Below are 21,716 nucleotides of genomic sequence, written 5' to 3'. Positions count from 1 at the left end.
GCATAGCCGAAGAACGGCAATCGCGCCGGCTTTCAGTGACCGGAGGGAGCGCCGAAGGTAACGCACCAATAGGTTTTTCCGTCTTGCGAGGTCGCAACACCCGCGCCGACCTCGCGGAATTCGCCGAGGATATTCCTGCGATGAGGCGGGCTCGACATCCAGGCGTCCATCAGTGTCTCGAGGGTAAAGACGCCAGCGGCAACGTTCTCGGCCGCAAGGCGGAATAGGTAGCCTTCATCCTGCATCCGACGGAAGGGGGAGGAACCGTCCCCTCCGCGATGGCTCATCCTTCGGCGCTCGGCCATGTCGCGGGCGTGCCGCACCGCAGACCGCTCGAGACTTGTATTGAGGGCGAGGGGAGCCAATCCCCGCTCCGCTCGCACACGGTTGTGCGCCTCGATGACCTCGACGACCGTCGCAGGCGATTCGGCCGGCCGGGTTGGCCGCTCGAGGGGTCGGGGACGGATCGTCACGCAACCCGGGGCGGCCAGCGAGATGACAATCCCCACGCCGAAGGCGCGGCCGACGTCGAGTGAGTGGCCCATGTCGCATACTTCGACGAGAGGATGTCACCTCCGGCATTGAATCCGAACAGACCGCCCGGCGAAACCGCCGATTCCGCTGGCCGTATCGGGCGTGCGGTTCGATAATGACTTTGAGGGTGTTGACGACCATTCTCACGAGGGGTGTCGATGTCGGAGGTCTGTTCCCGGGAATTCGTGGCGTTCGACCTCGAGACGACCGGCTTGATGGCCGAGAGCGACCGGATCGTCGAGATTGGCGCGGTCCGGTTCGACGCCGACGGACAGGAACTCGGTCGGTTCGAGCGCCTGGTGAATCCGGGCCGGCCGATGTCCCCCTCCGCCCAGGCGATCCACGGGATCGGCGACGCCCTCCTCGCCGACGCCGACCCTGCAAGCGTGGTCCTGCCCGAGTTCCTCGCGTTCCTCGGGGACGGCGCGACGACGAGCCTGCTGGCGCACAACGCCGCCTTCGACGCCGGCTTCCTCGGGCGGGAGCTCGGCCGCCTCGGGCTCGAGTTTCCGGCCCATCGGGTCATCGACACGCTGGCCCTCTCGCGACGGCGAGTCCCCCAGGCGCGGAACCATCGGCTCGAGACACTGGCTGCACTCTTCTCGCTCGACCCGTCCGGGCCGCACCGGGCCCTAGCGGACAGCCTCAGGGTCATGGGACTCTGGCTCGCGCTCGAAGGGGGTCAAGAGCCCTCCATGTTGCAGGTCGCCTACTCCATTTTCGATCCGAAAGGGAACACGCCGATCCCTTCCGGTTGGGATCGGATCGCCGACGCCATCGCGGGCGGATACCGGGTCCGAATCGAGTATGCCGGCGGCTCGCGAGGCTCCGCGCTCCGCGAGATCAGCCCTCGACGATTCGCGCATCGGGGGGGAATCGCCTACCTCGTTGCCTTCTGTCATCTCGATTCCTTCGAGAAGTCGTTCCGACTCGACCGAGTCCGTCGCTATGAGCTCCTCCCCCGGCTCGACCCGTCGGCCTCTGACTCCTCTGTCGCGGGGTAATCGTGCCAGGGCTCCTCGTCAGCGTGCGTTCGCCCCTGGAAGCAAAAGCCGCACTCGACGGAGGCGCGGCCGTCATCGATATCAAGGAGCCCGACCGAGGTCCGCTCGGTCGGGCCGACGTCGCGACCTGGAAGGACATCCGCCGAGTCGTCCCCTCTTCCATCCCGCTCAGCGTCGCCCTCGGCGAGCTCGGCGAGTGGGCCGAAGCCGACGACCTCGGGGTCGACGCCTTCAAAGGAATTACCTTCCGCAAGCTCGGGCTCGCCAGGGCCGAGCCTGATTGGCATCGAGATTGGGATGCGATCCGTCGCCGCTCGGGATCCGGGCCTTCCTGGGTAGCCGTCGCCTACGCTGACTGGCAGAAGGCCAAGGCCCCGACGCCTCGAGCCGTCCTCGACGCGGCACTCGCAACGGAAGACTGCTCGGCAATCCTCGTCGATACCTGGGACAAGGCCGCTCCGAGCCCTCTCGATCTGTCTTGGGCCGATTGGATCTCCCACGCCCGATCCGGTGGCCTCAAGGTCGTCCTGGCCGGCGGCCTCGATGCCGACGCGATCCAACGCCTTTCCCCTCTCGCCCCCGACCTCTTCGCCGTCCGAGGCTCCGCCTGCGCCGCAGGCCTACGCCAGGGAACCATCGATTCGGCACTCGTGGAGCGCCTGGTCCGGGCGGCGGGGGGGGAAGGAAGAGTAGACAGTAGAAAGTAGACAGCGGACAGCAGGGAGGTTGTGGAAAGCAGGAAGCCAAGGAAATGTACGCCTTCTCACTTCTGTCTACTGTCTACTGTTTACTCTCCGTTCCGAGCTCAAACCGGATTCCCTGGGCCAGGGGAAGCTCGTGACTCCGGTTAATCGTGCAGGTCTGTCGGCGCATGTAGGCTTTCCACGAGTCGGAACCGGCCTCGCGGCCTCCTCCGGTCGCTTTTTCACCACCGAAGGCGCCGCCGATCTCGGCGCCCGAGGTGCCGATGTTGACGTTGGCAATTCCACAGTCGGAACCTGTGGCCGAGAGAAACGTTTCGGCTTCCCCCAGGTCGTTGGTGAAGATCGCTGAGGAGAGCCCCTGGGCAACGCCGTTTTGGATGGCCAGGGCCTCGTCGAGGTTTGAGTATCCCATCACGTAGAGGATCGGGGCGAACGTCTCTTCGCCGACGATGGCCATTTCGGGACGGGCCCGGACGAGCGCGGGCTCGACGAAGAAGCCGGGGCGATCGAGTCTCCGGCCGCCGATCACGAGCTCTCCCCCCTGCTCTTTCGCGAGGGCGAGGGCCGTCGACATCGCCTCGACCGCTCGCTCGTTGATGAGCGGGCCAATCAGGGTGTTCGAATCGCAAGGGTCGCCGATCGGTAGGCTTCGATAGGCCCGAACGAGTCGCTCGAGGAACCCCTCGAGGATCGATTCATGCACGATCAGCCGCCTGGCGGTCGTGCAACGTTGGCCGGCGGTCCCGACCGCGGCGAAGACGGTTGCTCTGAGCGCAAGGTCGAGGTTGGCGTTCGGGGCGACGATGATCGCGTTGTTCCCCCCAAGCTCCAGGAGCGCTCGCCCCAACCGCTGGCCGACGACGGCGCCGACCTTCGTCCCCATCCGGCAGCTCCCGGTGGCGGAGATCAAGGGGAGCCTCGGGTCGGCGATCATTCGCTCGCCGACCTCCTCGGCGTCGCCGACGACGAGGTTGAAGACGCCTGCGCAGTCGTTCTCGGTGGCGACGGTGTTGACGATGTTCTGGACGGCGACGGCCGTCAACGGCGTCTCCGGCGAGGGTTTCCAGATCATCGTGTCGCCGCAGACCGCGGCGATCATCGCGTTCCACGCCCAGACGGCGACGGGGAAGTTGAACGCGGTAATGATCCCGATCGGCCCGAGCGGGTGCCATTGCTCGACCATTCGGTGGGCCGGGCGCTCGCTGGCGATCGTCAGGCCGTGGAGTTGTCGCGACAACCCGACGGCGAAGTCGCAGATGTCGATCATCTCCTGGACCTCGCCCTCCCCTTCGGCGAGGATCTTTCCCGTCTCGAGGGTGACGAGTCGCCCCAGGTCGGCTTTCCGTTCGCGTAAGGCCTGACCGATCTGTCGGACGACCTCTCCGCGCCGAGGGCTTGGTACGTCACGCCAGCGTCGAAAAGTATCCGATGCCACCTCGGCCGCCCGGTCGTAGTCGTCGCCCGAAGCCGCTGCGACTCGACCGAGGGATTTTCCTGACGCCGGGTTGATCGACTCGAACGAACGTCGATCCGACAAGGGCGCCCAGCCGCCATGGTACGTTCCGGGGTTCTCCTCGAGGAGGCCGAGCCTCCGCGACATGTCCGCGTCCATCACCGGCCTCCCCAATCGTGCGGAACCCAGCCCGAACGACGACGCTAGGGCGTGGTACGTCGAGAGGTTTGTGAACAAAATGGCATCGAGATAGTTTGTTTAATGGATTCGTAGGTTATCGAAACGTAGCGTCTCGCTTGCCATTTCGGTCTCACGATTAAATAATAGAGAGAGAGACTAGGGTTCGTCGTTCAACCCCCCCGGGACTACGAGACCGATGTGGATTTCGACAGCACGTGCGGCTCCTGTCACTGACGCTCGCCAACCGCTCGACGGCTCCTGCGAGGGCCGCTGAGGGCGCGAAGATCTGCCTTTCCTCCTCTCCCACCCTGGTTTGGCATGGTTCCTCGCGCCTATCGACTCGTGAACTCGTGGGGCGAGAGCCTGAGACAGGGGCGTGATACCATCGGCGCTCCCTCCCGGTCGTTCCCGAGTCGCGGGGAAGCGCCCGTCAGAGATGGCACGTAGCTCAATCATGAGCACGTCGTCTTTTGACTTTCCGATGTTATGAGTCGCCACCGGCCGCCCCTCAAAACGGAGCCGGGGCTTCAATCGGCTTCGCGCCTAGACTGTTCCCCAGTCCAGGCCTTTTCGAAATCTTCGGAGCCATCGATGAGTCCTTCCGTCTCGACGGCCAGCGGGAATAGCCGCCTCGGTGGATTCGCGGATCTTGTGAGCAGCCCGACTCTTCGGCGAGGAGCCATCGTGGTGGTCGGCCTGCTCGTCGTCGGCGCCGGAGCGGCCTGGTACTGGCAACACAAGGCGATAATTGTCGAGGCCGACACTCCCGAGGTTGCGAAGACGATCGACCCGGTTGCTGTCGCCGCGTCTTCGGAGCGAGTGAGCCTCTCCACCGAGCAGCAGAAGGCGATCGGCTTGATGACCGAGAAGGTTGCGGCCGGCGCCTCGGCGGAGGTCCTGACGGCGCCTGGGCGGGTCGCCCCGAATGAGGCCCAATACGCTTACATCACGCCGAGAGCCGGAGGCGTCGTGAGATCGGTGACGGCCCACGTCGGTCAGGACGTTAAGGCCGGAGACCTGCTCGCGACGATCGACAGCCCCGAGGTGGGCGAGGCGCGGTTGGAGCTCTACACCCGGCTCCAGGTCCTCGACGTGGCGCAGGCCCAGGCGACCTGGCAGGAGAAGATCCACGCCACCACGATCGAGTTGATCGGGAGGCTCCAGAAGGGAGAAACTCCCGATCAAATTCATACTGCGTTCACGGAGCGTGCCGTTGGCGAGAACCGGGAAAAGCTGATGACCGCTTATGCCCAGTATCGCCTGGCCACGACGACGATCGACCGAAACCGCGACCTCATCTCCCAAAAGCTGATCACCGCCAAGCAGTTCGAGAAGGTCAAGGCGGACTACGAAGTCGCCCAGGCAACCTATCAGAGCCTGATGGACCAGATGGGATATGAAAATCAGTTGGCCTATACGAGAGCCCAGCAGAGCCTCAAGCAGGCCCAGACCGCGGTCAGGGCCGCGCAAGAGCGGCTCAGAATCCTGGGGGTCAAGCCGGACGGTACCGAGCCGCAGGTCGAGCGAGGGCACGTGGTGGGCGTCGATACCGACGGCACCCTCGTCAACCCCCGAAGCTCGGCCTCGCGCAATCCCGAGAGTCCCGACACGATCCTTTCTTCACCCGCGATGTCGTCGAGCGTTGCCGTCGAGCCACCGGGGGCCCTGACCGCGAAGGGGACGATCGCCAAGCATCACACACCGATCAGCACCTATTCGATCTGGGCCCCGTTCGACGGCACGATCCTCGACCGCGAGATGATCGTGCCGGGCGTCGCCGTCGACACAACCCACCGGATTTTCACCCTGGCCAACCTCTCAACTGTCTGGATCGAGGCGAACGTCCAGGAGAGCGACTTCAACATGCTGAGCCGGAGTCGAGGGGGCAAGGTCCGGTTCCGCTCCCCCGCCTATCCCGACCGCGAGTTCGAGGGAGAGGTGATCTACTCCGGAGATCTCGTCGAAGAGAAAAGCCGCTCGGTCAAGCTCCTGGCGAAGGCCGAGAACCCGGATCGTCTCCTCAAGCCGGGGATGTTCGTCGAGGCCGAGATCCTCAGCCCGAGAGAGACCGTCGGGACCCGGATTCCAACCTCCGCGCTGTTGACGCAGGGGAGCTCGGCCTACGTTTTCGTGCGAGGTGGCCCCGAGCTCTTCGACCGTCGAGTCGTCGATGCCGAAGCCCCGCGCGGGGACAAGGTCATGATTCGCGGCGGCCTCAAAGACGGCGATGAAATCGTCATCCAGGGGGGATACAAGCTCAAGGCGATGACCGAGCAACTCACTAGCTCCGGTGGGTAACACCGGGGTCCGTGGCGTTGAGTATGTCGATGGAACTCTCGATCATCCGTGTCAGGGGATGGGACGCGGATTTGTGGCTCGAAATCGATGGAGGTAAGCCAACGAGAAAGATCGCCAAGACAGAATCGTAGCTGAGCAGGGTTGCCGATGCCGTTACGCGATCACTTTCATCCCCCGATCGCTCGAATCTTCGCGTGGGAGGGATTTCATGCCACTTGGCCCAGCATGTTGGCCGGCCGCGTCCGCAGCTTGCTCCCTCGGGTTATCTCGCCGAACCGCGGGCACGGATGGGCCGCGATTTCGAAGTGGATATCGGTGCCTTTGAGCACAAAAATCCTCCTCCCGATATCCGTTATGCAAACAGCGGTATGGCGGCGATCTCGCAGGCCATCGCAGAACCCACGGTTTCAGCCGACATTGATATAGGCGATCAACATAAGTGTGGAGTTTTGATCTCCTGTATGGTGCGTGAGAATACGTTGGACGCGGCCGTCGAGTTTGTCAGCCCTGGGAACAAGGGTCGGTTTGAACATCGCAAGGCGTTCGTGGCGAAGTGTATCGCGCTGCTTCAGCGAAATGTCAGCGTGGCCATCGTGGATATCGTGACGCATCGCAGCGGGAATCTGTATGCGGAACTGCTTGGGGAACTCGGTGTGAGCGACCCGACGCTAGGCGTGGATGTGCCCTCGCTGTATGAAGCAAGTTGTCGAACTCAGACGAACGAGCCTCGAACCCGTTTCGACGCTTGGGCTTACCCCGTAGTCATTGGACAGCCCCGTCCCGAGATGCCGCTCTGGGACGCGCCGGACCAGGCTCTGACGTCGGATCTCGAGGGCAGTTACGAAGACACCTGCCAACTCCTCGGCCTCGATTAAGCGAACAAAGAGGAAGGATACGGAGCGTTGTTCGACTACCTGATCCGTTATTCGCTCAAAAGCCGAGGGTTTGTCCTGCTGGTACTCGTCGGGCTCACCGCGTCCGGGATGACCTCGCTCCTGGGGTTGCCGATCGACGCCGTGCCGGACATCACCAACGTCCAGGTCATGGCCCTGACGAGCGCCCCGGCTCTTGGGCCTGAGGAAGTCGAGCAGTTCATTACGATCCCGGTCGAGAATGCCATGAACGGGATCCCTCACATCAAGGAGGTCCGTTCCTTCTCCCAGTTCGGCATCTCCGGTGTGACGATCATCTTCGAGGACGGCACCGACATCTACTGGGCCCGCCAGCAGGTCGGCGAGCGGCTCAACCAGGCCAAGTCGGACATCCCCGAAGGCTTCGGCGAGCCCGAGATGGGGCCCATCGCCACCGGACTCGGCGAGATTTACCAGTTCGAGCTCCGCAACGCCGAGAACGCCAAGAACCCCCGGTCGCTGATGGAGCTGCGGACCCTCCTCGACTGGGAGGTTGCGCGTCGGCTCAAGAGCGTCCCCGGAGTCGTCGAGGTCAACGCGCTCGGTGGGGAGTTGAAGACGTTCGAGGTCGAGCTCGACCCGAATCGACTCCTGGCCCGAGGCATCTCGCTCGACCGCGTCTTCGAGTCGATCCGCCGTAACAACGCGAACGCGGGGGGCGGCTACATCCAGCGCAACGGCGAGCTCCGCGTCATCCGGGGCGTCGGCCTCATCGACAGCCTCAAGGATCTCGAGGAGGTCATCCTCACGACGACCTCGAGCGGGACGCCGATCTACGTCAGGGACGTGGCGACAGTCCGCCTGGCTCCCATGATCCGCCAGGGGGCTGCGACCCGCGACGGACGCGGCGAAGCGGTCACCGCCATCGTTTACTTGCTCGCCGGCGAGAACGGCCGTGTCGTCGTCGACCGGATTAAGGAAAAGGTCGCCGAGATCCAGCGGGACCTCCCCGACGGAGTCGTCATCGAGCCCTATTACGACCGCAGCGTCCTCATCGAGAAGACGATCGGGACCGTCATCCACAACCTGACCGAGGGGGGCGTCCTGGTCATCGCCGTCCTCCTGGTTTTGCTCGGGAATCTGCGCGCCGGATTGATCGTTGCGCTGGCGATCCCGCTCTCGATGCTCTTCGCAGGGAACTTGATGGTCTACTTCGGGGTGGCCGGGAGCCTGATGAGCCTGGGTGCGATCGACTTCGGCTTGATCGTCGACAGCGCGGTGATCGTGATCGAGAATTGTGTCGGCCGGCTTGCCCACGCGAATCCGGCGGCCCGACCGGTCGATGTGATTCGCAAGGCGACGCTCGAGGTCCGCCGCCCAGTCGTCTTCGGCGTGGCGATCATCACCATGGTGCACCTGCCCTTGCTTGCCCTCCAGGGGGTCGAGGGGAAGATGTTCCAGCCGATGGCCTTGACGGTCATCTTCGCGTTGACGGGTTCGCTCCTGCTCTCGCTCACGGCGACGCCGGTACTCGCCTCGTTCTTCCTCAAGCCGGGCCTGTCCGAGCGCGACACATTGCCGATCCGCCTGGCGCGCTGGATCTACGAGCCGACGTTGAAGTCGGCCCTCCGGCATCCATTGATTGTGGCCTTGGCGGCGGTCGTCGCCTTCGCGGCGTGCATCCCGGTGGCCATGCGACTCGGGGGGGAGTTCATCCCGCAGCTCGACGAGGGGGATCTCGTCATCGCGCAGGTCCGACCGCCGAGTGCCTCGCTCAAGGAGGCGATCGCGGACTCGACCCGACTCGAAGCGGCCTTGCGTCGCGAGTTCCCGGCCGAGATCCGCACGATCGTGAGCCGGATCGGCCGCCCCGAGATCGGCCTCGAAGCCGCCGGCGTGAACCTCACCGACTCTTGGGTGCTCCTGAACGCGACCGAGCATTGGACGAAGGCCCAGACGAAGGAGGAACTCGTCGGCAAGATCGAGGCGGTCTGCCGTCGGGAGATCCCCGGGACCTTCTTCGGCTTCAGCCAGCCGATCGAACTCCGGTTCAACGAGCTGCTGTCCGGCGTCCGAGCCGACCTGGGGATCGGCATCTACGGGGACGACCTTGAGGTCCTCCAGGCCAAGGCCAACGCCGTTGCCAACCTCCTCCGCTCGGTGCCGGGGTCGACTGGAGTGAAGGCCCAGGTCCTCGGCGGCCTGCCGTTCCTCCGTGTCGAGGTCGACCGCGACCGGATCTCGCGCTACGGGATCAACGCGGCCGACGTCCTCGATGCGGTCACCGCGCTCGGGGGCAAGATGGTCGGCCAGGTCGTGGAGGGCCAAAGGCGGTTCGGGCTCCAGGTCCGGTTCGGGGCCCAGTACCGCAACGACATCGAGGTCATCCGCTCGCTCAAGATCGCCGACCCACAAGGCCGGATGATCCCGCTCGAAGACCTCGCCGACCTGAAGCTCGAAGAGGACAGCTACGAGATCTGGCGGAAGGATCGCAAGCGTCGGATCATGGTCCAATCCAACGTCCGGGGCCGCGACCTCGCCGGGTTCGTCGCCGAGGTCCAGCGACGTGTCGGCGCGGAAGTGCCGCTGGAGAAGGGGTACACCCTCGAATGGGGCGGGACCTTCGAGAACCTCCAGTCCGCCACCAGACGCCTGACGATTGTCGTCCCGGTCGCTCTCGTGATGATTTTCTTGCTGCTTTATTCGACCTTCAATTCGATCCGACTCGGGGCGTTGATTTTCCTCTCGGTCCCCCTCGGCGCGATCGGCGGGATCCTCGCGCTCTGGCTCCGAGGGCTGAACTTCAGCATCTCGGCGGGCGTCGGCTTCATCGCGTTGTCAGGCGTGGCGGTGCTCGACGGGCTCGTGCTCGTCTCGGCGATCCGGCACCTGATCGAGGAAGGCGTCGCGGTCCCCAAGGCCGTCCACGACGCGTCGATGTCTCGGCTCAGGCCGATCCTCATGACGGGGATGGTCGCCAGTCTCGGGTTCATCCCGATGGCCTTCTCGAGCGGCGCCGGGGCCGAGGTCCAGAGACCCCTCGCGACGGTCGTCATCGGCGGCTTGTTGACGAGCATGCTCCTGAAGCTCGTCGTCCTCCCCGCGATCTATCCCTGGTTCGATCCCGGGATCACACCTCCGGGGCAGGGATCGGCGGAGATCGACGTTTATAACGCCTGAGATTTGTGTTCTTCCCGAAACTCGTTCTCTAGCAGGAAAATCGGTTTCGGATCAGTACTCACGGCAGAATGCGTTGTCCGACGGCTGTGTTGATGCGGTGCATGCTCCTCCTGTGGCGGACGAGCATGTCGCGATACTGCCGGGCGGCCTCGTTGTACTCGCGCTGGGCGTTCAGGTAGGTGAGCGCCTCTTCCTCGCCCTGGGTGTAGAGGCGATAGGCGTCGTCGCGGACGCGCTTGGCGGCGGGGATGAGCTTGGTCTCGATCCGTCGGACGGCGTCGCGGGTCAAGGCGTATTCACGCTCGGCGCGTCGGACCTCGTTGGCGACCTGCTGCTCGCGCTCGGCGAGTTCGACCTGCGACTGGCCGACGTTGAGCTTGGCGCGTTGGATGTTCCCCTGGTTGCGGTTGTAGATCGGCAGGGGGATGGTCATCCCGAGCGCCCAGGACGTCGCGCTCTTCTTGTTGAATGGGGCGTTGTTCTGGAAGGTGTAGGGCTGGTAGAGGAGATAGACGTCCGACATCCGGTTGGCCACGGCGAGCTTGACCTCGGCCTGGGCGCGCCCAATCCCGAGGCGGTAGGCGACGACGTCGGGACGCCCTGCGAGCGCCAGTCGGATCATCTCGTCCGCGGAGGGGGGTGGCGAGAATGTGTCCCGGATCGAGCCCCGGATCCTGAGAGACTCGGCCTCGGGGCCGGGCATGTTCAGCAGGACCCCGAGGTTGCGGGTTGTATCCCTGAGGACCTCGCCCGCGTCCATCAACTCGACCTCGGCCGCTTCGAACAACGTTTCGATCCGGCTCACGTCGGCGATGGTCCTGGAGCCCCGCTCGTGCATCCGCCGGGTCTGGTCGAGGAGCACGGCAAGCCCTTCTCGGGCAGCCCCAGCGAAACGGATGGTTTCGCGCGCGGCGAGGACGTCGTTGTAGGCCGAGTAGAGGTTGTCGATCTGGAGCCGCACGGCGTCCTGGTACTGGGCGGCGAGGACGCTCTTCGCACGGCAGGCCACGAGGGTCCTGGCCTGTCGCTTCCGGGTGACATCGAGGGGATAGGTGATGTTCACGTCATACTGGATCGGGCCGCCGGGGCGATTGTTGGAATAGTTCCCGTAGGGAACGAGCTGGCTGTCGGCGTAGATGAGCGGGTTGGCACGGAGACTCGCCGTGAGGATATCGGCCTCGGCCTGGGGGAGTTCCATGGCGCGGGCGCGGAGGGCCAGGTTCTCGCGGACGAGGCGGTCGATGGCGGCGTCGAGGGTGAACCCGTCGGCCGGCCCTTCGTCCTCGCGGCCCGTCGGGATGGACAGCGGGCCGAACACGGGGACTTCGGTCAGGGGAAGCGTCGGGGGCGCCGAGATCCCAGCTTCCTCGGGAACCCCCATACGCCGACGTCCCGGCGACGTGATCTCGGCAGGCACCCGAGGGGTCGACGGCCCCGGTCGGCCCCCGAGCGTTTCCTCGGCCCCTGCCCCGGCGTCGGGCGAGATCCCTCCCAGGGGCGGCCCGAGCGTCGAACGTTCGCCGCCGGGCATGAGGTGCTCATCGGTCGGCAGCGACGGCCCCTGACCGTTTGCACGATCGACGGCGAGGAGCCAGATCCCGAAGACGATCAGCGTCCAACGTCCGTATTTCGCAGCCATCGCCGGTCCCCTCCCTGGGACGCCCGCGGCGACTCCTCGGCCGCGAACCTTGCCGAAATATCCGGGGCGGATCATGAGACTCGCCCCGGGACCACTCCGGCTTTATTCATCGGCCGCTCGAAATTCCGACGTCCAGCCCGCTTGATCCGTCTCCTCCGCCCCCGGCCGCATAGGCGAAACGATCGGTCGAATCGGCGGAGTCGCCCGACCGTGCCGGGCTCCTCGTGTCCCTACCCGAGCCTCGACGCGGCTAACGGCGAACCGCCTATTGATAGCTATAGGTGATTCAATCGTCCCTCCTTGCGCCGGTGACCGACCAGCGGAGGATCACGGCGCCTTGCCCCAACTCCATCCGGGCCGAGTAGAGGTCCCCTCGGTGGTCGTTCGGCTCCAGCGAGGCCCAGATCCCTCCGGATTCCTGCACCAAGTCGATCGAGCCGAGCGGGTCGCCGGCCCCGAATCGCAGGTGCTCGAGGCGGATCCGCGGCGAGGAAGGATGCAGGTGCCAGCGGAAGAGGTTGTTGAACGTGAGCGACGGGCGGTCTTCGGGAGACCAGTTCCCCTTTTCGTGAAACAGAAGCGTTTCCGGGCCCGCCTCCTCGACGCGGACGATCCCCCGTCCCGTCCCGTTCCAACCGAGGTCCGCACCCGATCGTGAACGGGCCTCGAAGCTCATCGTCCGGATCGTGCGGAGTCGTTACCAGGCGGCTTGTGCGTCCAAATGGGTCGCCTCCCTGTGATACCCGGTAGCTTTCGGGTGGGATTCCCAACGACTCGGGCCTCGGTGCTCGGATTCGCCTCGAAAAGACCGGATCCTAGTGTCTCCGCCCACAACTCTTGCAATGAATTCGACGGGCCTCCTATGCTGACGATCGGCTCCGACAGCATGGGAGGGCCGTCCGATGAGGGGACGACGACCGGAGAGGTTGACGATCGCCCGAGGGAATACGGATGCCCTGCTGGCTGCCGCCCATAGCGACTCCTTGCCCTGGTCCGAGGTACGGCGAGCCAGGATCGTCCTGGCCTTCGCAGCCGGGGAGCATCAAAGTTCGGTCGCCGCCCGCCTCGAATGTGACGAGGCCACGGTCTGGCGGACGTGCCGACGGTATCGTCGGGGCGGCCTGGCGATCCTCTTCGCCGATGGCCGGCGAGGCGGCACGGGCCGCCCACAGCGGATCTCCCCGGTGCAACGGGCCCAGATCGTGCAGCTGGCCTGCCTGGAGCCGATCGCCAAGGTTTGCACATCACCCACTGGTCCAGTGAGGATCTGGCCCGTCAGGCGGTCGCCGACAAGGTAGTCCCCGAGATCAGCCCGGCGACTGTCCGCCGCATCCTGCACGACGTCGATCTCCAACCCCATCGGACTCGGTACTGGAAGACGGCCCGGCTGGATGCCCGGTTCAAGGAGCGGGCGGAGCAAGTCCTCTGGTGCTACGGGAATGCGGCCCGGCTCACCCGCCAGGGCATCTGGGTGGTATGCGTCGATGAGATCCCGACCTTCCAGGTCCTGGAGCGGGACCCGATCCGGCGGGCGATCCCCAGGTCGATCGAGCAGCGGGAGTTCGACTATACCTAAAACAAGCGTACCCGGCACGATGACATAGGGATGACAGCGGTCTGCGCCCTATAAAACAAGGCATGCCACGAAACTATGGAAATCGAAGAGGCGCTCACTCGAAAACGCACACGCTCGCGCAAGTGCTGTTGCCAAAACCCCTTAAATCCAAGTCGGAGGGGCGTGAGAGGGTTTTCGATACGCTTGGTTTAGGACTATACTCGGCAAGGGACGGTCAATATGTTGGTGTTCCTGGTGGTGCATAGCGGGCTGATGGAGTTGGCCTTCCTGGAGAAGATCGACGCCGCGCACTACCTGCCCGAATTGGAGCTCTTTCGCAAGCACCATCAGGAACTGCGAGGGGCCTTCCTGATCCAGGACGGGGGACCGAGCCATACAGCGGGCGATACGCAGAGGTACTTCGCCGAGGGCGGCGGCTGGTAGAGGCCCCGCCATACGCCCGCCAATGCCTCGTGGTTGAACCAGGGCGAGATCCTGATCCATTGTTTCAAGCACGACTACCTTCAGCGGAGGTCATGGAAGAGCCAGGAGGAGTTCAAGAGCCATGTGTTGGCCTCCTGGCCCGAATACAACCGCTGCTATGCCCATCCCATCCCATCCCATCGAATGGACCTGGACCAACCAGAAGATGTGACAATGGTTCGACAACCATGCCTCGAATTCATTGCAAGAGTTTTGAACGGAAACACTAGGGCATTACGCGGGACCGACGATCACGATTGCGAACCTGTCATCACATCCCTCGCGAGGCTGAATCCGTGGAGATTGGCCTTGAACTAGCCTTTTACGTTCATACCAGGCCATTTAACGATGAAGCGTCGTGACGGGCGAACCGTCGCCACTCCGCCCGATCCTCGAGCCAGTAGGGCATTGGTTTGTTCATGAATTAAGAGTGCTGGAATCTCAAGGTTATTCGTCCCGACCCATCAAGTTGGCTTGTCGGACCCCGCCGACCTCTCCGCTCGATTAAGCCGAGGCTCATCATGGCGGAGAATGGTCGGATCGTCTACGCCGATCTCATACGCGAAGAGGTCGAACACCCTGCCCTGGGAGGCAACAACCCTACTGACGGACGAGTCATCTACCTGTACGAGTAGGCGATCCGCTCGTCTTTCCTGGGACCGATGACGGTCCAACTTAGGTGAACCGTTGCGTCACCGACCTCCATCCGGGCCGAGCAGCGGTCTTCTTGACAGACGTGCGGCTCGGCTGAGGTCAGGACTCGCTGGGACTCGGGAACCAAGTCGAACAAGTAGACGGGGTTCTGCAGGCCGAACCGAAGGTATTTGAGGCGAATCCTTTGATTGTCAGATATGAAGGGTCCAACGGTTGGTGTTGCTGAAGGTAAGTTCACGGCCCGGTCCAGGGGCCCAGCTCCCATTCTCGTAGAAAAGCATGGTCACTGCATCCAGGTCCTCGACGCGCACGCTTCCACGGCCTCGACCGTTCCAACCCGTATGTCTCGTTGAACGAGATTGAGCCACGAAGTCGAGCTCCCGTATCCTGCGGAGCCGGCCCCATGATGATTGAACGTCCATCACGTTCTCTCCAGGTTACCCCGGATGTGAGCTCGATTCGCATTCGCTTCGGCCGTCGTCGGCTCTGCCTTCGCTTATCCAATGCCCAGGATCTACGATCAATTCTCTCGGCGGATCAAGGCCGACCTCATGCACGCACGAGGACCGAATTTAAATTGAAAAGTGAAAACATTATTAATTTGAGAATTTAAAAATTTATTTAAATATTGATTTGATGTGCTCGATGGTCTTTGGTTGTTCGCGTCAGGAATGCTCGATCTACATGCGGGCAGGCTTGATTTTTAAATTAAGCCTGCATTGTTGACAAGGCCGTGGAGGCGCTTTACCTTGATGCCTCATCACGTGATCGAGTGCCGACATCCCCCCGGGTCGGTATGCGTTCCCAACTATCGAGGATCGGGCCTCGGGCCCGGCCGTCGGGTCGGCGGGCGGGCGTTGGGGCCCCACCGGGAGATTTGTCGTATGAAGTCCCTCGCCGTTCCTTCGTTAGTCGCTTTTCTAGTCCTGGGATCGGCCTCCGGCGCGGTGGCCCAGCTCGCGAACGTAGCATCGCCTCCCTCCGGGGCGTACTACAGCTACAATGCCCTGCACGCCACGTATGTGGCGGTCCCAGTCGACGTCACCCTTTATCTCTCGAATTCCATTTACTCTCCAAATGTTATGTATTTGTATATGTATCAGGGGACGCCGACCGGCCCTCTCCTGGTCCCGGCGAACGTCTTCGCCCAGCAAGGGGTGGCGATCTCCAGGACCGAGGTGCAAAACGAAGCCCCAGGGACCTATCGATACAGATTCCAGGGGACCGTGCACGTCAGCAACGGATCGAGCAATAACTACTTTTTCCAGTTTTCTTTCTTCGACTCGTTGGCACAGCAGTTCGTCCCGGATCCTTCCACTGGCGAACCCTTCACGGCGGTGAGCGGCGCGTTCGGGTCCGGCGTCTACATCACCAACGGGCTGGGATTCGTCCCGAGCGGCTCGGTCGTGTCGAAGCCCGTTACCGCCAACACGCGGCGGCGTGGCACGGTTCGCCGAGGAGTCGCCCGGCCTCGGTGACCGGAGTCGATTAAGACATCTCCCATCCCGTGCGACCGGAAATCCGCGCCCTCACGCGGTCTTCGGCCCACGGGAACTGGGGGTTTTCACCGGACTGTAAAAATAGTTATTTTATTTAAATATGAAGCTTTGCCATCGTCCCCGTCGCAGACCTCGCTGAACACTCTCGGAATCGCATAATCCACCGAGCTATGCGGCCGAACGGTGCCACAGCTTCGTCGGCACGATGCCGCTTTCACCATCGCTTCCGCAACGCTTTCGAGCGATATCCTCCCCCTGCCGTTCCCCGAAATCTCCCTTGCTGCTCTCCGATTACTCCCCGATTACTTTGACCAACACCCGCTTCGGTCGTCGTCCGTCGAACTCGCCGTAGAAGACCTGCTCCCAGGGGCCGAAGTCGAGCTTGCCGTTGGTGATGGCGATGACGACCTCTCGGCCCATGACCTGTCGCTTCATGTGGGCGTCGGCGTTGTCTTCGCCGGTGCGGTTGTGCCTATAGCGCTGGGGGGAGGCGTCGAAGGGGGCGAGGCCTTCGAGCCAGGCCTTGTAATCCTCGTGGAGGCCGAGCTCGTCGTCGTTGATGAAAACGGATGCCGTGATGTGCATGGCGTTGCAGAGGACGAGGCCCTCGGTCACGCCGCTCTTGCGGACCGCTTCCTCGATCGCCGGGGTGATGTTTTGGAAGGCCATCCTCGCCGGCAGGTTGAAGGTGAGATACTCGGTGTGCGACTTCATGTCCGTCCCTTGCGGAGTTGCGATTCGCGCGGCTCGGCCGATCGCCGGGAACCTCGCGGGTCGAATCCTCGCCCGGCGTCTCGGAGAGGGCGAGGGCCGTCGAGCTCGTCCCGAGGCACGTGTACTTTCCCGATCCGATGCCTTGAAATCAAGGCGTCCATCCCGTCCCTCGCGCCGCTGCGGGGGATCCGGATTCGGGTGCCGCTGGCCGGTACTCCAACCCGCGAGCGTCGGCCGAGTCCGTGTCGGTCCCGAAGCCTGCTTTTCTTAAATAACGGGAATCCGTGGGGATCCGCGACGACATCCCGGGAGAGGTTGTCGCGGTCGAGGGCGTCAGTCTCTCGTGGGGTGGGCATCGCTCGTCGGGGGTTCGAAATACCGGTAATCAGCGCCCACCCTACAAATGCTCGAGATGTAGGGTTGGGCGTCGGCTACAGCCGAAATGTGTTCCCCTGCTATCGCGTCGGGATGTCGAGGAGGTCGGTTCGGTTCGCTTGCGCCCCGTCCGCTCGTTCCGGGTTGAACTCGGCCCACGCGGAGACTCGGCGGCCGTGCGCGTCGATGCCGATGAGTTTGACCACGACCGGTCCCTGGCCGGGCTTCACGCCTTCGAGGAGGATTGGGTGAGAGGCGAGTTGACCGCCCGGGTTAAGGGTCGCGGTGCCGAACGCCAACGCGAGCGAAGGGCGGTCGAGGCCTCCTTTTCGGAACGGTGACGAGTGGGGATCCGCGGCCGGGACCAGCGGTTCCCACGCCATCGCGGTGAGCTGGACGAGGTTCCCACGCGACTCGCCGACATGGGCGAGGAGCTCGACCTTACCGTCTCGGCCGACGGTCGACGTCACCTTCAGGTCCAAACGGGCCTGGTCGGCAGGGAGCGGGATGGCCGTGACTTGAAGCTCCGCATCCGAGGGGCCTTGCACTTCGATCTCGACCGGACCTCGGGAAGACCCCTCGACGATCAAGTAACGACTGCTCGTCCCGGCCGACGTCCACGACTCGGGAGGTCCACCCGGCACGACTTCGACCGTCCGGGGGCCTGCGAGCTGCCACCCGTCGATGGCGCTTCGGACGTCGAGCGAGCGGAAGCCCTCGTTTCGGTTGTAGCGAGGGTCCAGCCCGCTAAGGTACAGGGCCGTGGTCCATCGCCGGTACAGGGCGGGAAACGATAGGCCCGTCGCGGCCTCGAGGTTGTCCGTGCCGCGTCGCGACGAACGGATCAGGGCGGGGAGCAATGCCGGGCCATACCGATCGGCACACCAACGAAGGAACAGGTACGTTCCCCCTCGGTTCCCATGGCTGCGGAAGAGGTCGGCCGAGTAGTAGTCCTCGACGATGAGGCGGTAGGCCTCGGGGCGAGACAGGTAGGCGCTGATCCGGTAGTCGAGGTTCGAGCGGGAGAAATGATGCAGGTCTTCGCCGAGGTGGGCGAGCGCCTCGTCGAGCCAGCCCTCCTCGTCGAGACCGAACCGTTCCCCGGCCGGTCCGTTGAACGACTTCTGGGTATAGGTGACGGCGTGGGTGTATTCGTGAGCGACCACGGTCCGGAGGTGGGGCCCTGGCTCCATCGCCGCGTTCAGGTACATCATGTCGCAGTGGTTGCTGAACGGTGCGCCAATCTCCAGGTCGAGGTCGGCCCCCCTCACGAAGCCGTCGACCGAATGCTTGCCACTCGCCAGGCGGGACAGCCAGCTTGAGAGGAGGACCGTGAATCGACCGTCGCCGTCGACGTCGCGAACTTGCCCATACGTCTGCGCGGCGACCGGGAACACGCGACGGTCGAAGGTGGAGACCACGTCGGCGACGAGAGCGTCTCCGACCCGGCCGAGGTCCTGCTCGTCCACATAGACCTGCACCCGTTCGCCGACCGCACGCAGCCTGGCCCGAACGGGCTGATAGTTCCGGGCGCTGGCGACATCGCCGTCCCGGACGAGCAGGTGGAAGGTCCGCGCGGGTTTCGCTGCCTTTCGAGTCGGCGAGGCGATCGGGGCGAGGGGTGGGAACTTGAGGTCGGGGGCTCGCTTCGGCCCGTCTGCCGTCAACGCCGGAGGCTTGGGCTCGGAGGTCACTCGCGCGTTGAGTTGGACCGGGAAGGGCCCCTCTTTCCGCGAGAGGGTCGAGACAATCACGAGCGTCGAACGCTTCGGGAAGGTCTCGGCCGTCCGGAACCGGGCCTTGCCACCGACGACAGCAATCGGCAGGGGTTCTCCCGAACGCCAGGGCGAGGGGGTCGCACCGGTGGGCCGGGCGTCCTCGGAACCGGCCGGGACCGCCACCAGTGCCACGAGGAACGCGGCCAGCCAGGGTCGGATGCGAGGAGGGGCGTCCATGCCGGCCATTGAGTGTACCGTCACGCCGAGCCGTGCTCGCGCAGCCCCCTCGGGATTGCGTCGAATCAGGCAACAGGGTTTCGATCGGCCCGGAGTCTTGCCCGGCTTGAGCGGATTAAGCGGGTTGCCGGGGTTACCCGGGGCTTCAGTTTTTTCCGGTCGACCATCCGAATTTCTTGGCAGGCGATGGCGGCCCGATCCTCGCGAACTTGTCGCCGGCACTTTCCCTTGGATAAGATGGTCCGGCGTCGACTTCCGATCGCTTCGGCGGCGCACGCCGGCAGCGTGACGATCTGTCTAACTGTCACCGGAGTATCATGTTCCATCGCAATTCTGGCCGCGTCGGACGGTCCTTGCGAGGAATTCGCCTCGTGGCGATCGTCGCGGCCGTCGTTGCCTCGGGGGAAGCCCGGGCCGAGCCGAAGGTCGTCGTCGCCTGGCCCGTCGGACCGCTGGAGGCGCGGCTTGCCCTCGATTCGCCACTTGATGAGTCCCGAGCGAACTCACTCGTCGGGAGACTGATCCGCCTCGTAGGAGAGAGCTCGGAGGCGTCCGGCCAACCGGCAGGGACTTCCTCCTCTAGGGGTACTGTCCGGATCGCCGCGGTCGGCCGGATCGACGGCGGAAAAACTCTCCGCCTGTTCACCGATCCTCACACGCGCGTGGGGACGTACGAACTCGACCTGCCCGCCCAAGTGATTTCGGGGGGTGTTCCCTCCAGGACGAGTGGAGCTGGGGCTCGACCCTCGCAACGCTACGACCTGAGTGGGGTCGAGGCTTCGATCGATGACGGCACCGAAGGCGCCATGCCTAGCTCGACGATCTGGCTTCCCGAGCTCGATCTCGACGCAAGCCGATCATTGACAAGAGGATCCGCCGGGCACGTCGCCGCGTTCGCCGAATTGGCGAAGCCCGGTCGATTGACACTGAATACCCTGTTGACCCTCCCGGTGGGCAAGGTTGTCCTTCGGCTCTCCGCGAACGGGCCGATCGGGGCGTTGCTCGGTGGCGAGGAGGCGCAAACCGAGGGGGGAAAAGTCGCGACCTTCACGGTCGAGTCGACCGGCGACCCGATCGACCTGACCGTGACTCTGCGCACTGAGGCGGGGTCCCCGCCTCCTACTCTGAAGGTGACCTATCGGGTCGAGAACGAGACGGATCGGCCGCTCGAGGGCCTCCGACAACTCGTCCCATGGGCCCCGGCACCTCCGGCTCGAGAGGCCGCCGCGGCACCTCCTCCCTTCGCGCTGACGGGAGGCAACCCGGCGCGTGGCGAGGCGACGTTCTTCAGCGACAAGGCGAAGTGCTCGCAATGCCACAAGGTCGGCGGCCGCGGCGGGATCGTCGGTCCCGACCTCGCCGAGATGCGAGGCCGGCCCCTGACCGAAATCTACCGTGCCCTGGCCGACCCCAGCGCCTCGATCCATCCGAACTACGTCGCCTACACGGTCGCGGCGAAAGATGGTCGGGTCGTCGTGGGCGTCGTCCGCGCCGATGGGGCTGAGACGTTGGTCGTCACCGACACAGACGCCAAGGCGACTTCGATCCCGAGGATCCAGGTCGAGGAGCTTCGCCCGAGCTCGACCTCGATCATGCCCGTCGGTTTGGCCGGGGTACTCGGCGAAGACGGTGTTCGCGACGTCCTCTCTTTCCTCGCGGGTGTTGGTTCTTCAACCGCCACCCCCCCTGCCCCCTGACGCGCCCCTCCACTCGATCACACCTGAGAGACTTCCCGATGGCGACGCGCACCCCGGCACTGATCTTCGACTTCGGCAATGTGGTCGCGTTCTTCGATTACCGCAAGGCGTGCGACGTCTACGGTCGGCACCTCGGGATCTCGGGCGACGAATTCCTGACGCGCGTGCGAGGAGTCGGTTTTTCGGAACTGGTCCAGCAATATGAATCGGGCCGGATCGATTCGAGGGCGTTTTCGAAGGAGGTCTGCGCGCTCGCGAGTCTGGAAATCCCGCACGAGGAGTTCGCGTCAGCCTGGGCTGATATCTTCGAGCTCAACGAACCCGTTGCCCAACTCGTGGGCGAGCTCAAGGCTCGAGGATATACCCTGATCCTCGGTTCGAATACCAACGATCTCCATGCGGCGCGGTTCCGGAGCCAGTTCGCCCCGACTCTGGCGCACTTCGACCATTTGGTCCTCTCGTACGAGATTGGTCACATCAAGCCGTCGGCGTCATTCTATCACGCGTGCGCCGAGTCTGCGGGCACCGAACCCGGATCGTGCGTGTTCATCGACGACCTGGCCGAGAATGTCGAGGGGGCGCGGGCGGCCGGTCTCTCATCCCTCCTGTTTCGCGACGTCCCCACTCTCCGCTCCGAGCTCCTCGGACTCGGCGTCGAAATCCCACCGATCCAAAACTGAGATCGCGACGTAATCAGTCCACGACGCGACGGTTGGGTTCCCATCGACGGAGGCGATAGCCAAACCGATGGACATAGTCCGTTGCAAATGGAGCGGCGCCGGGTTCTAATGATCAAGAATCTGTAACGATTGATGCCGTTAGGAAGGGATTCCCCCATCCTCATCGTGCGCGTCGGGCCTGGTTGCAACGGATCGGCGGTGTCCAGGCCGCCCGAGGGTCGGAAACGCCAAGGCGGGAGTCGGTGTGCCCGTTTCGGGCGC

Annotated in this window: 18 protein-coding genes; 11 read left to right on the top strand and 7 right to left on the bottom strand. The window is 64.1% G+C overall.

Features of this window, described 5'->3' with window-relative positions; all coding sequences use genetic code 11:
* Positions 1-32: 32 nt before the first annotated feature.
* Positions 33-545 (bottom strand): CAP domain-containing protein, encoded by a 513-nt coding sequence (locus ACYOEI_RS01925; protein ID WP_462847571.1) that lies wholly within the window; start codon positions 543-545, stop codon positions 33-35.
* Positions 546-692: 147 nt separating this feature from the next.
* On the opposite strand from ACYOEI_RS01925, the gene ACYOEI_RS01920 reads away from it, so the two are divergent.
* Together ACYOEI_RS01920 and ACYOEI_RS01915 are read left to right on the top strand one after the other, a co-directional pair.
* Positions 693-1,538 (top strand): exonuclease domain-containing protein, encoded by an 846-nt coding sequence (locus tag ACYOEI_RS01920; RefSeq protein WP_462847570.1) that lies wholly within the window; start codon positions 693-695, stop codon positions 1,536-1,538.
* Between the two features lie 2 nt (positions 1,539-1,540).
* A complete protein-coding gene (locus ACYOEI_RS01915; protein WP_462847569.1) occupies positions 1,541-2,245 on the top strand; it encodes a (5-formylfuran-3-yl)methyl phosphate synthase in 705 nt (234 codons plus the stop codon).
* Positions 2,246-2,318: 73 nt separating this feature from the next.
* Here ACYOEI_RS01915 and amaB read toward each other — a convergent pair whose 3' ends face one another.
* Positions 2,319-3,854 carry an L-piperidine-6-carboxylate dehydrogenase gene (amaB, locus tag ACYOEI_RS01910; RefSeq protein ID WP_462847568.1) on the bottom strand — a complete coding sequence of 512 codons (1,536 nt, stop codon included), beginning with the start codon at positions 3,852-3,854 and terminating at the stop codon, positions 2,319-2,321.
* Positions 3,855-4,466: 612 nt separating this feature from the next.
* Between amaB and ACYOEI_RS01905 the strand changes: the two genes are divergently transcribed.
* The 3 genes from ACYOEI_RS01905 to ACYOEI_RS01895 all read left to right on the top strand — a co-directional run bounded on the left by ACYOEI_RS01905 (position 4,467) and on the right by ACYOEI_RS01895 (position 10,204).
* A complete protein-coding gene (locus ACYOEI_RS01905; protein WP_462847567.1) occupies positions 4,467-6,173 on the top strand; it encodes an efflux RND transporter periplasmic adaptor subunit in 1,707 nt (568 codons plus the stop codon).
* Between the two features lie 215 nt (positions 6,174-6,388).
* Positions 6,389-7,048 carry a hypothetical protein gene (locus ACYOEI_RS01900; RefSeq protein ID WP_462847566.1) on the top strand — a complete coding sequence of 220 codons (660 nt, stop codon included), beginning with the start codon at positions 6,389-6,391 and terminating at the stop codon, positions 7,046-7,048.
* Positions 7,049-7,075: 27 nt separating this feature from the next.
* Positions 7,076-10,204 carry an efflux RND transporter permease subunit gene (locus tag ACYOEI_RS01895; protein WP_462847565.1) on the top strand — a complete coding sequence of 1,043 codons (3,129 nt, stop codon included), beginning with the start codon at positions 7,076-7,078 and terminating at the stop codon, positions 10,202-10,204.
* A gap of 58 nt (positions 10,205-10,262) precedes the next feature.
* Here the strand turns inward: ACYOEI_RS01895 and ACYOEI_RS01890 are convergent, their stop codons facing one another.
* Both ACYOEI_RS01890 and ACYOEI_RS01885 read right to left on the bottom strand, forming a co-directional pair.
* On the bottom strand, positions 10,263-11,843 hold the full coding sequence (locus ACYOEI_RS01890; RefSeq protein WP_462847564.1) for a TolC family protein: 1,581 nt from the start codon (positions 11,841-11,843) through the stop codon (positions 10,263-10,265).
* A gap of 286 nt (positions 11,844-12,129) precedes the next feature.
* Positions 12,130-12,519, bottom strand: a complete 390-nt coding sequence (locus ACYOEI_RS01885; RefSeq protein WP_462847563.1) for a hypothetical protein — start codon at positions 12,517-12,519, stop codon at positions 12,130-12,132.
* Positions 12,520-12,745: 226 nt separating this feature from the next.
* On the opposite strand from ACYOEI_RS01885, the gene ACYOEI_RS01880 reads away from it, so the two are divergent.
* From ACYOEI_RS01880 to ACYOEI_RS01870, 3 genes are all read left to right on the top strand, one after another.
* The gene (locus ACYOEI_RS01880; protein WP_462847562.1) at positions 12,746-13,141 is read left to right on the top strand and encodes a helix-turn-helix domain-containing protein; all 396 of its coding nucleotides are present in this window, start codon (positions 12,746-12,748) and stop codon (positions 13,139-13,141) included.
* Entirely contained in the window at positions 13,081-13,419 is a 339-nt protein-coding gene (locus ACYOEI_RS01875) for a hypothetical protein (RefSeq protein WP_462847561.1), read from the top strand. Before ACYOEI_RS01880 ends, ACYOEI_RS01875 begins: the two co-directional genes overlap by 61 nt.
* Positions 13,420-13,638: 219 nt before the next feature.
* Complete coding sequence (locus tag ACYOEI_RS01870) at positions 13,639-13,842, top strand: hypothetical protein (RefSeq protein WP_462847560.1); 204 nt, start codon at positions 13,639-13,641, stop codon at positions 13,840-13,842.
* Between the two features lie 658 nt (positions 13,843-14,500).
* Here ACYOEI_RS01870 and ACYOEI_RS01865 read toward each other — a convergent pair.
* Complete coding sequence (locus ACYOEI_RS01865) at positions 14,501-14,800, bottom strand: DUF6314 family protein (RefSeq protein WP_462847559.1); 300 nt, start codon at positions 14,798-14,800, stop codon at positions 14,501-14,503.
* A gap of 619 nt (positions 14,801-15,419) precedes the next feature.
* On the opposite strand from ACYOEI_RS01865, the gene ACYOEI_RS01860 reads away from it, so the two are divergent.
* Entirely contained in the window at positions 15,420-16,013 is a 594-nt protein-coding gene (locus ACYOEI_RS01860; protein WP_462847558.1) for a hypothetical protein, read from the top strand.
* Between the two features lie 312 nt (positions 16,014-16,325).
* Here ACYOEI_RS01860 and ACYOEI_RS01855 read toward each other — a convergent pair whose 3' ends face one another.
* Entirely contained in the window at positions 16,326-16,748 is a 423-nt protein-coding gene (locus tag ACYOEI_RS01855; RefSeq protein WP_462847557.1) for a secondary thiamine-phosphate synthase enzyme YjbQ, read from the bottom strand.
* Positions 16,749-17,203: 455 nt separating this feature from the next.
* Positions 17,204-19,102: a hypothetical protein gene (locus ACYOEI_RS01850; RefSeq protein ID WP_462847556.1), complete on the bottom strand. Its 1,899-nt coding sequence runs from the start codon at positions 19,100-19,102 to the stop codon at positions 17,204-17,206.
* A gap of 347 nt (positions 19,103-19,449) precedes the next feature.
* On the opposite strand from ACYOEI_RS01850, the gene ACYOEI_RS01845 reads away from it, so the two are divergent.
* Together ACYOEI_RS01845 and ACYOEI_RS01840 are read left to right on the top strand one after the other, a co-directional pair.
* Positions 19,450-20,775 (top strand): heme-binding domain-containing protein, encoded by a 1,326-nt coding sequence (locus ACYOEI_RS01845; RefSeq protein WP_462847555.1) that lies wholly within the window; start codon positions 19,450-19,452, stop codon positions 20,773-20,775.
* Between the two features lie 38 nt (positions 20,776-20,813).
* Complete coding sequence (locus ACYOEI_RS01840; protein WP_462847554.1) at positions 20,814-21,455, top strand: HAD family hydrolase; 642 nt, start codon at positions 20,814-20,816, stop codon at positions 21,453-21,455.
* Positions 21,456-21,716 lie beyond the last annotated feature (261 nt).

This window comes from Singulisphaera rosea, from assembly GCF_054877945.1.
This window is presented reverse-complemented; position numbering and strand designations above follow the sequence as displayed.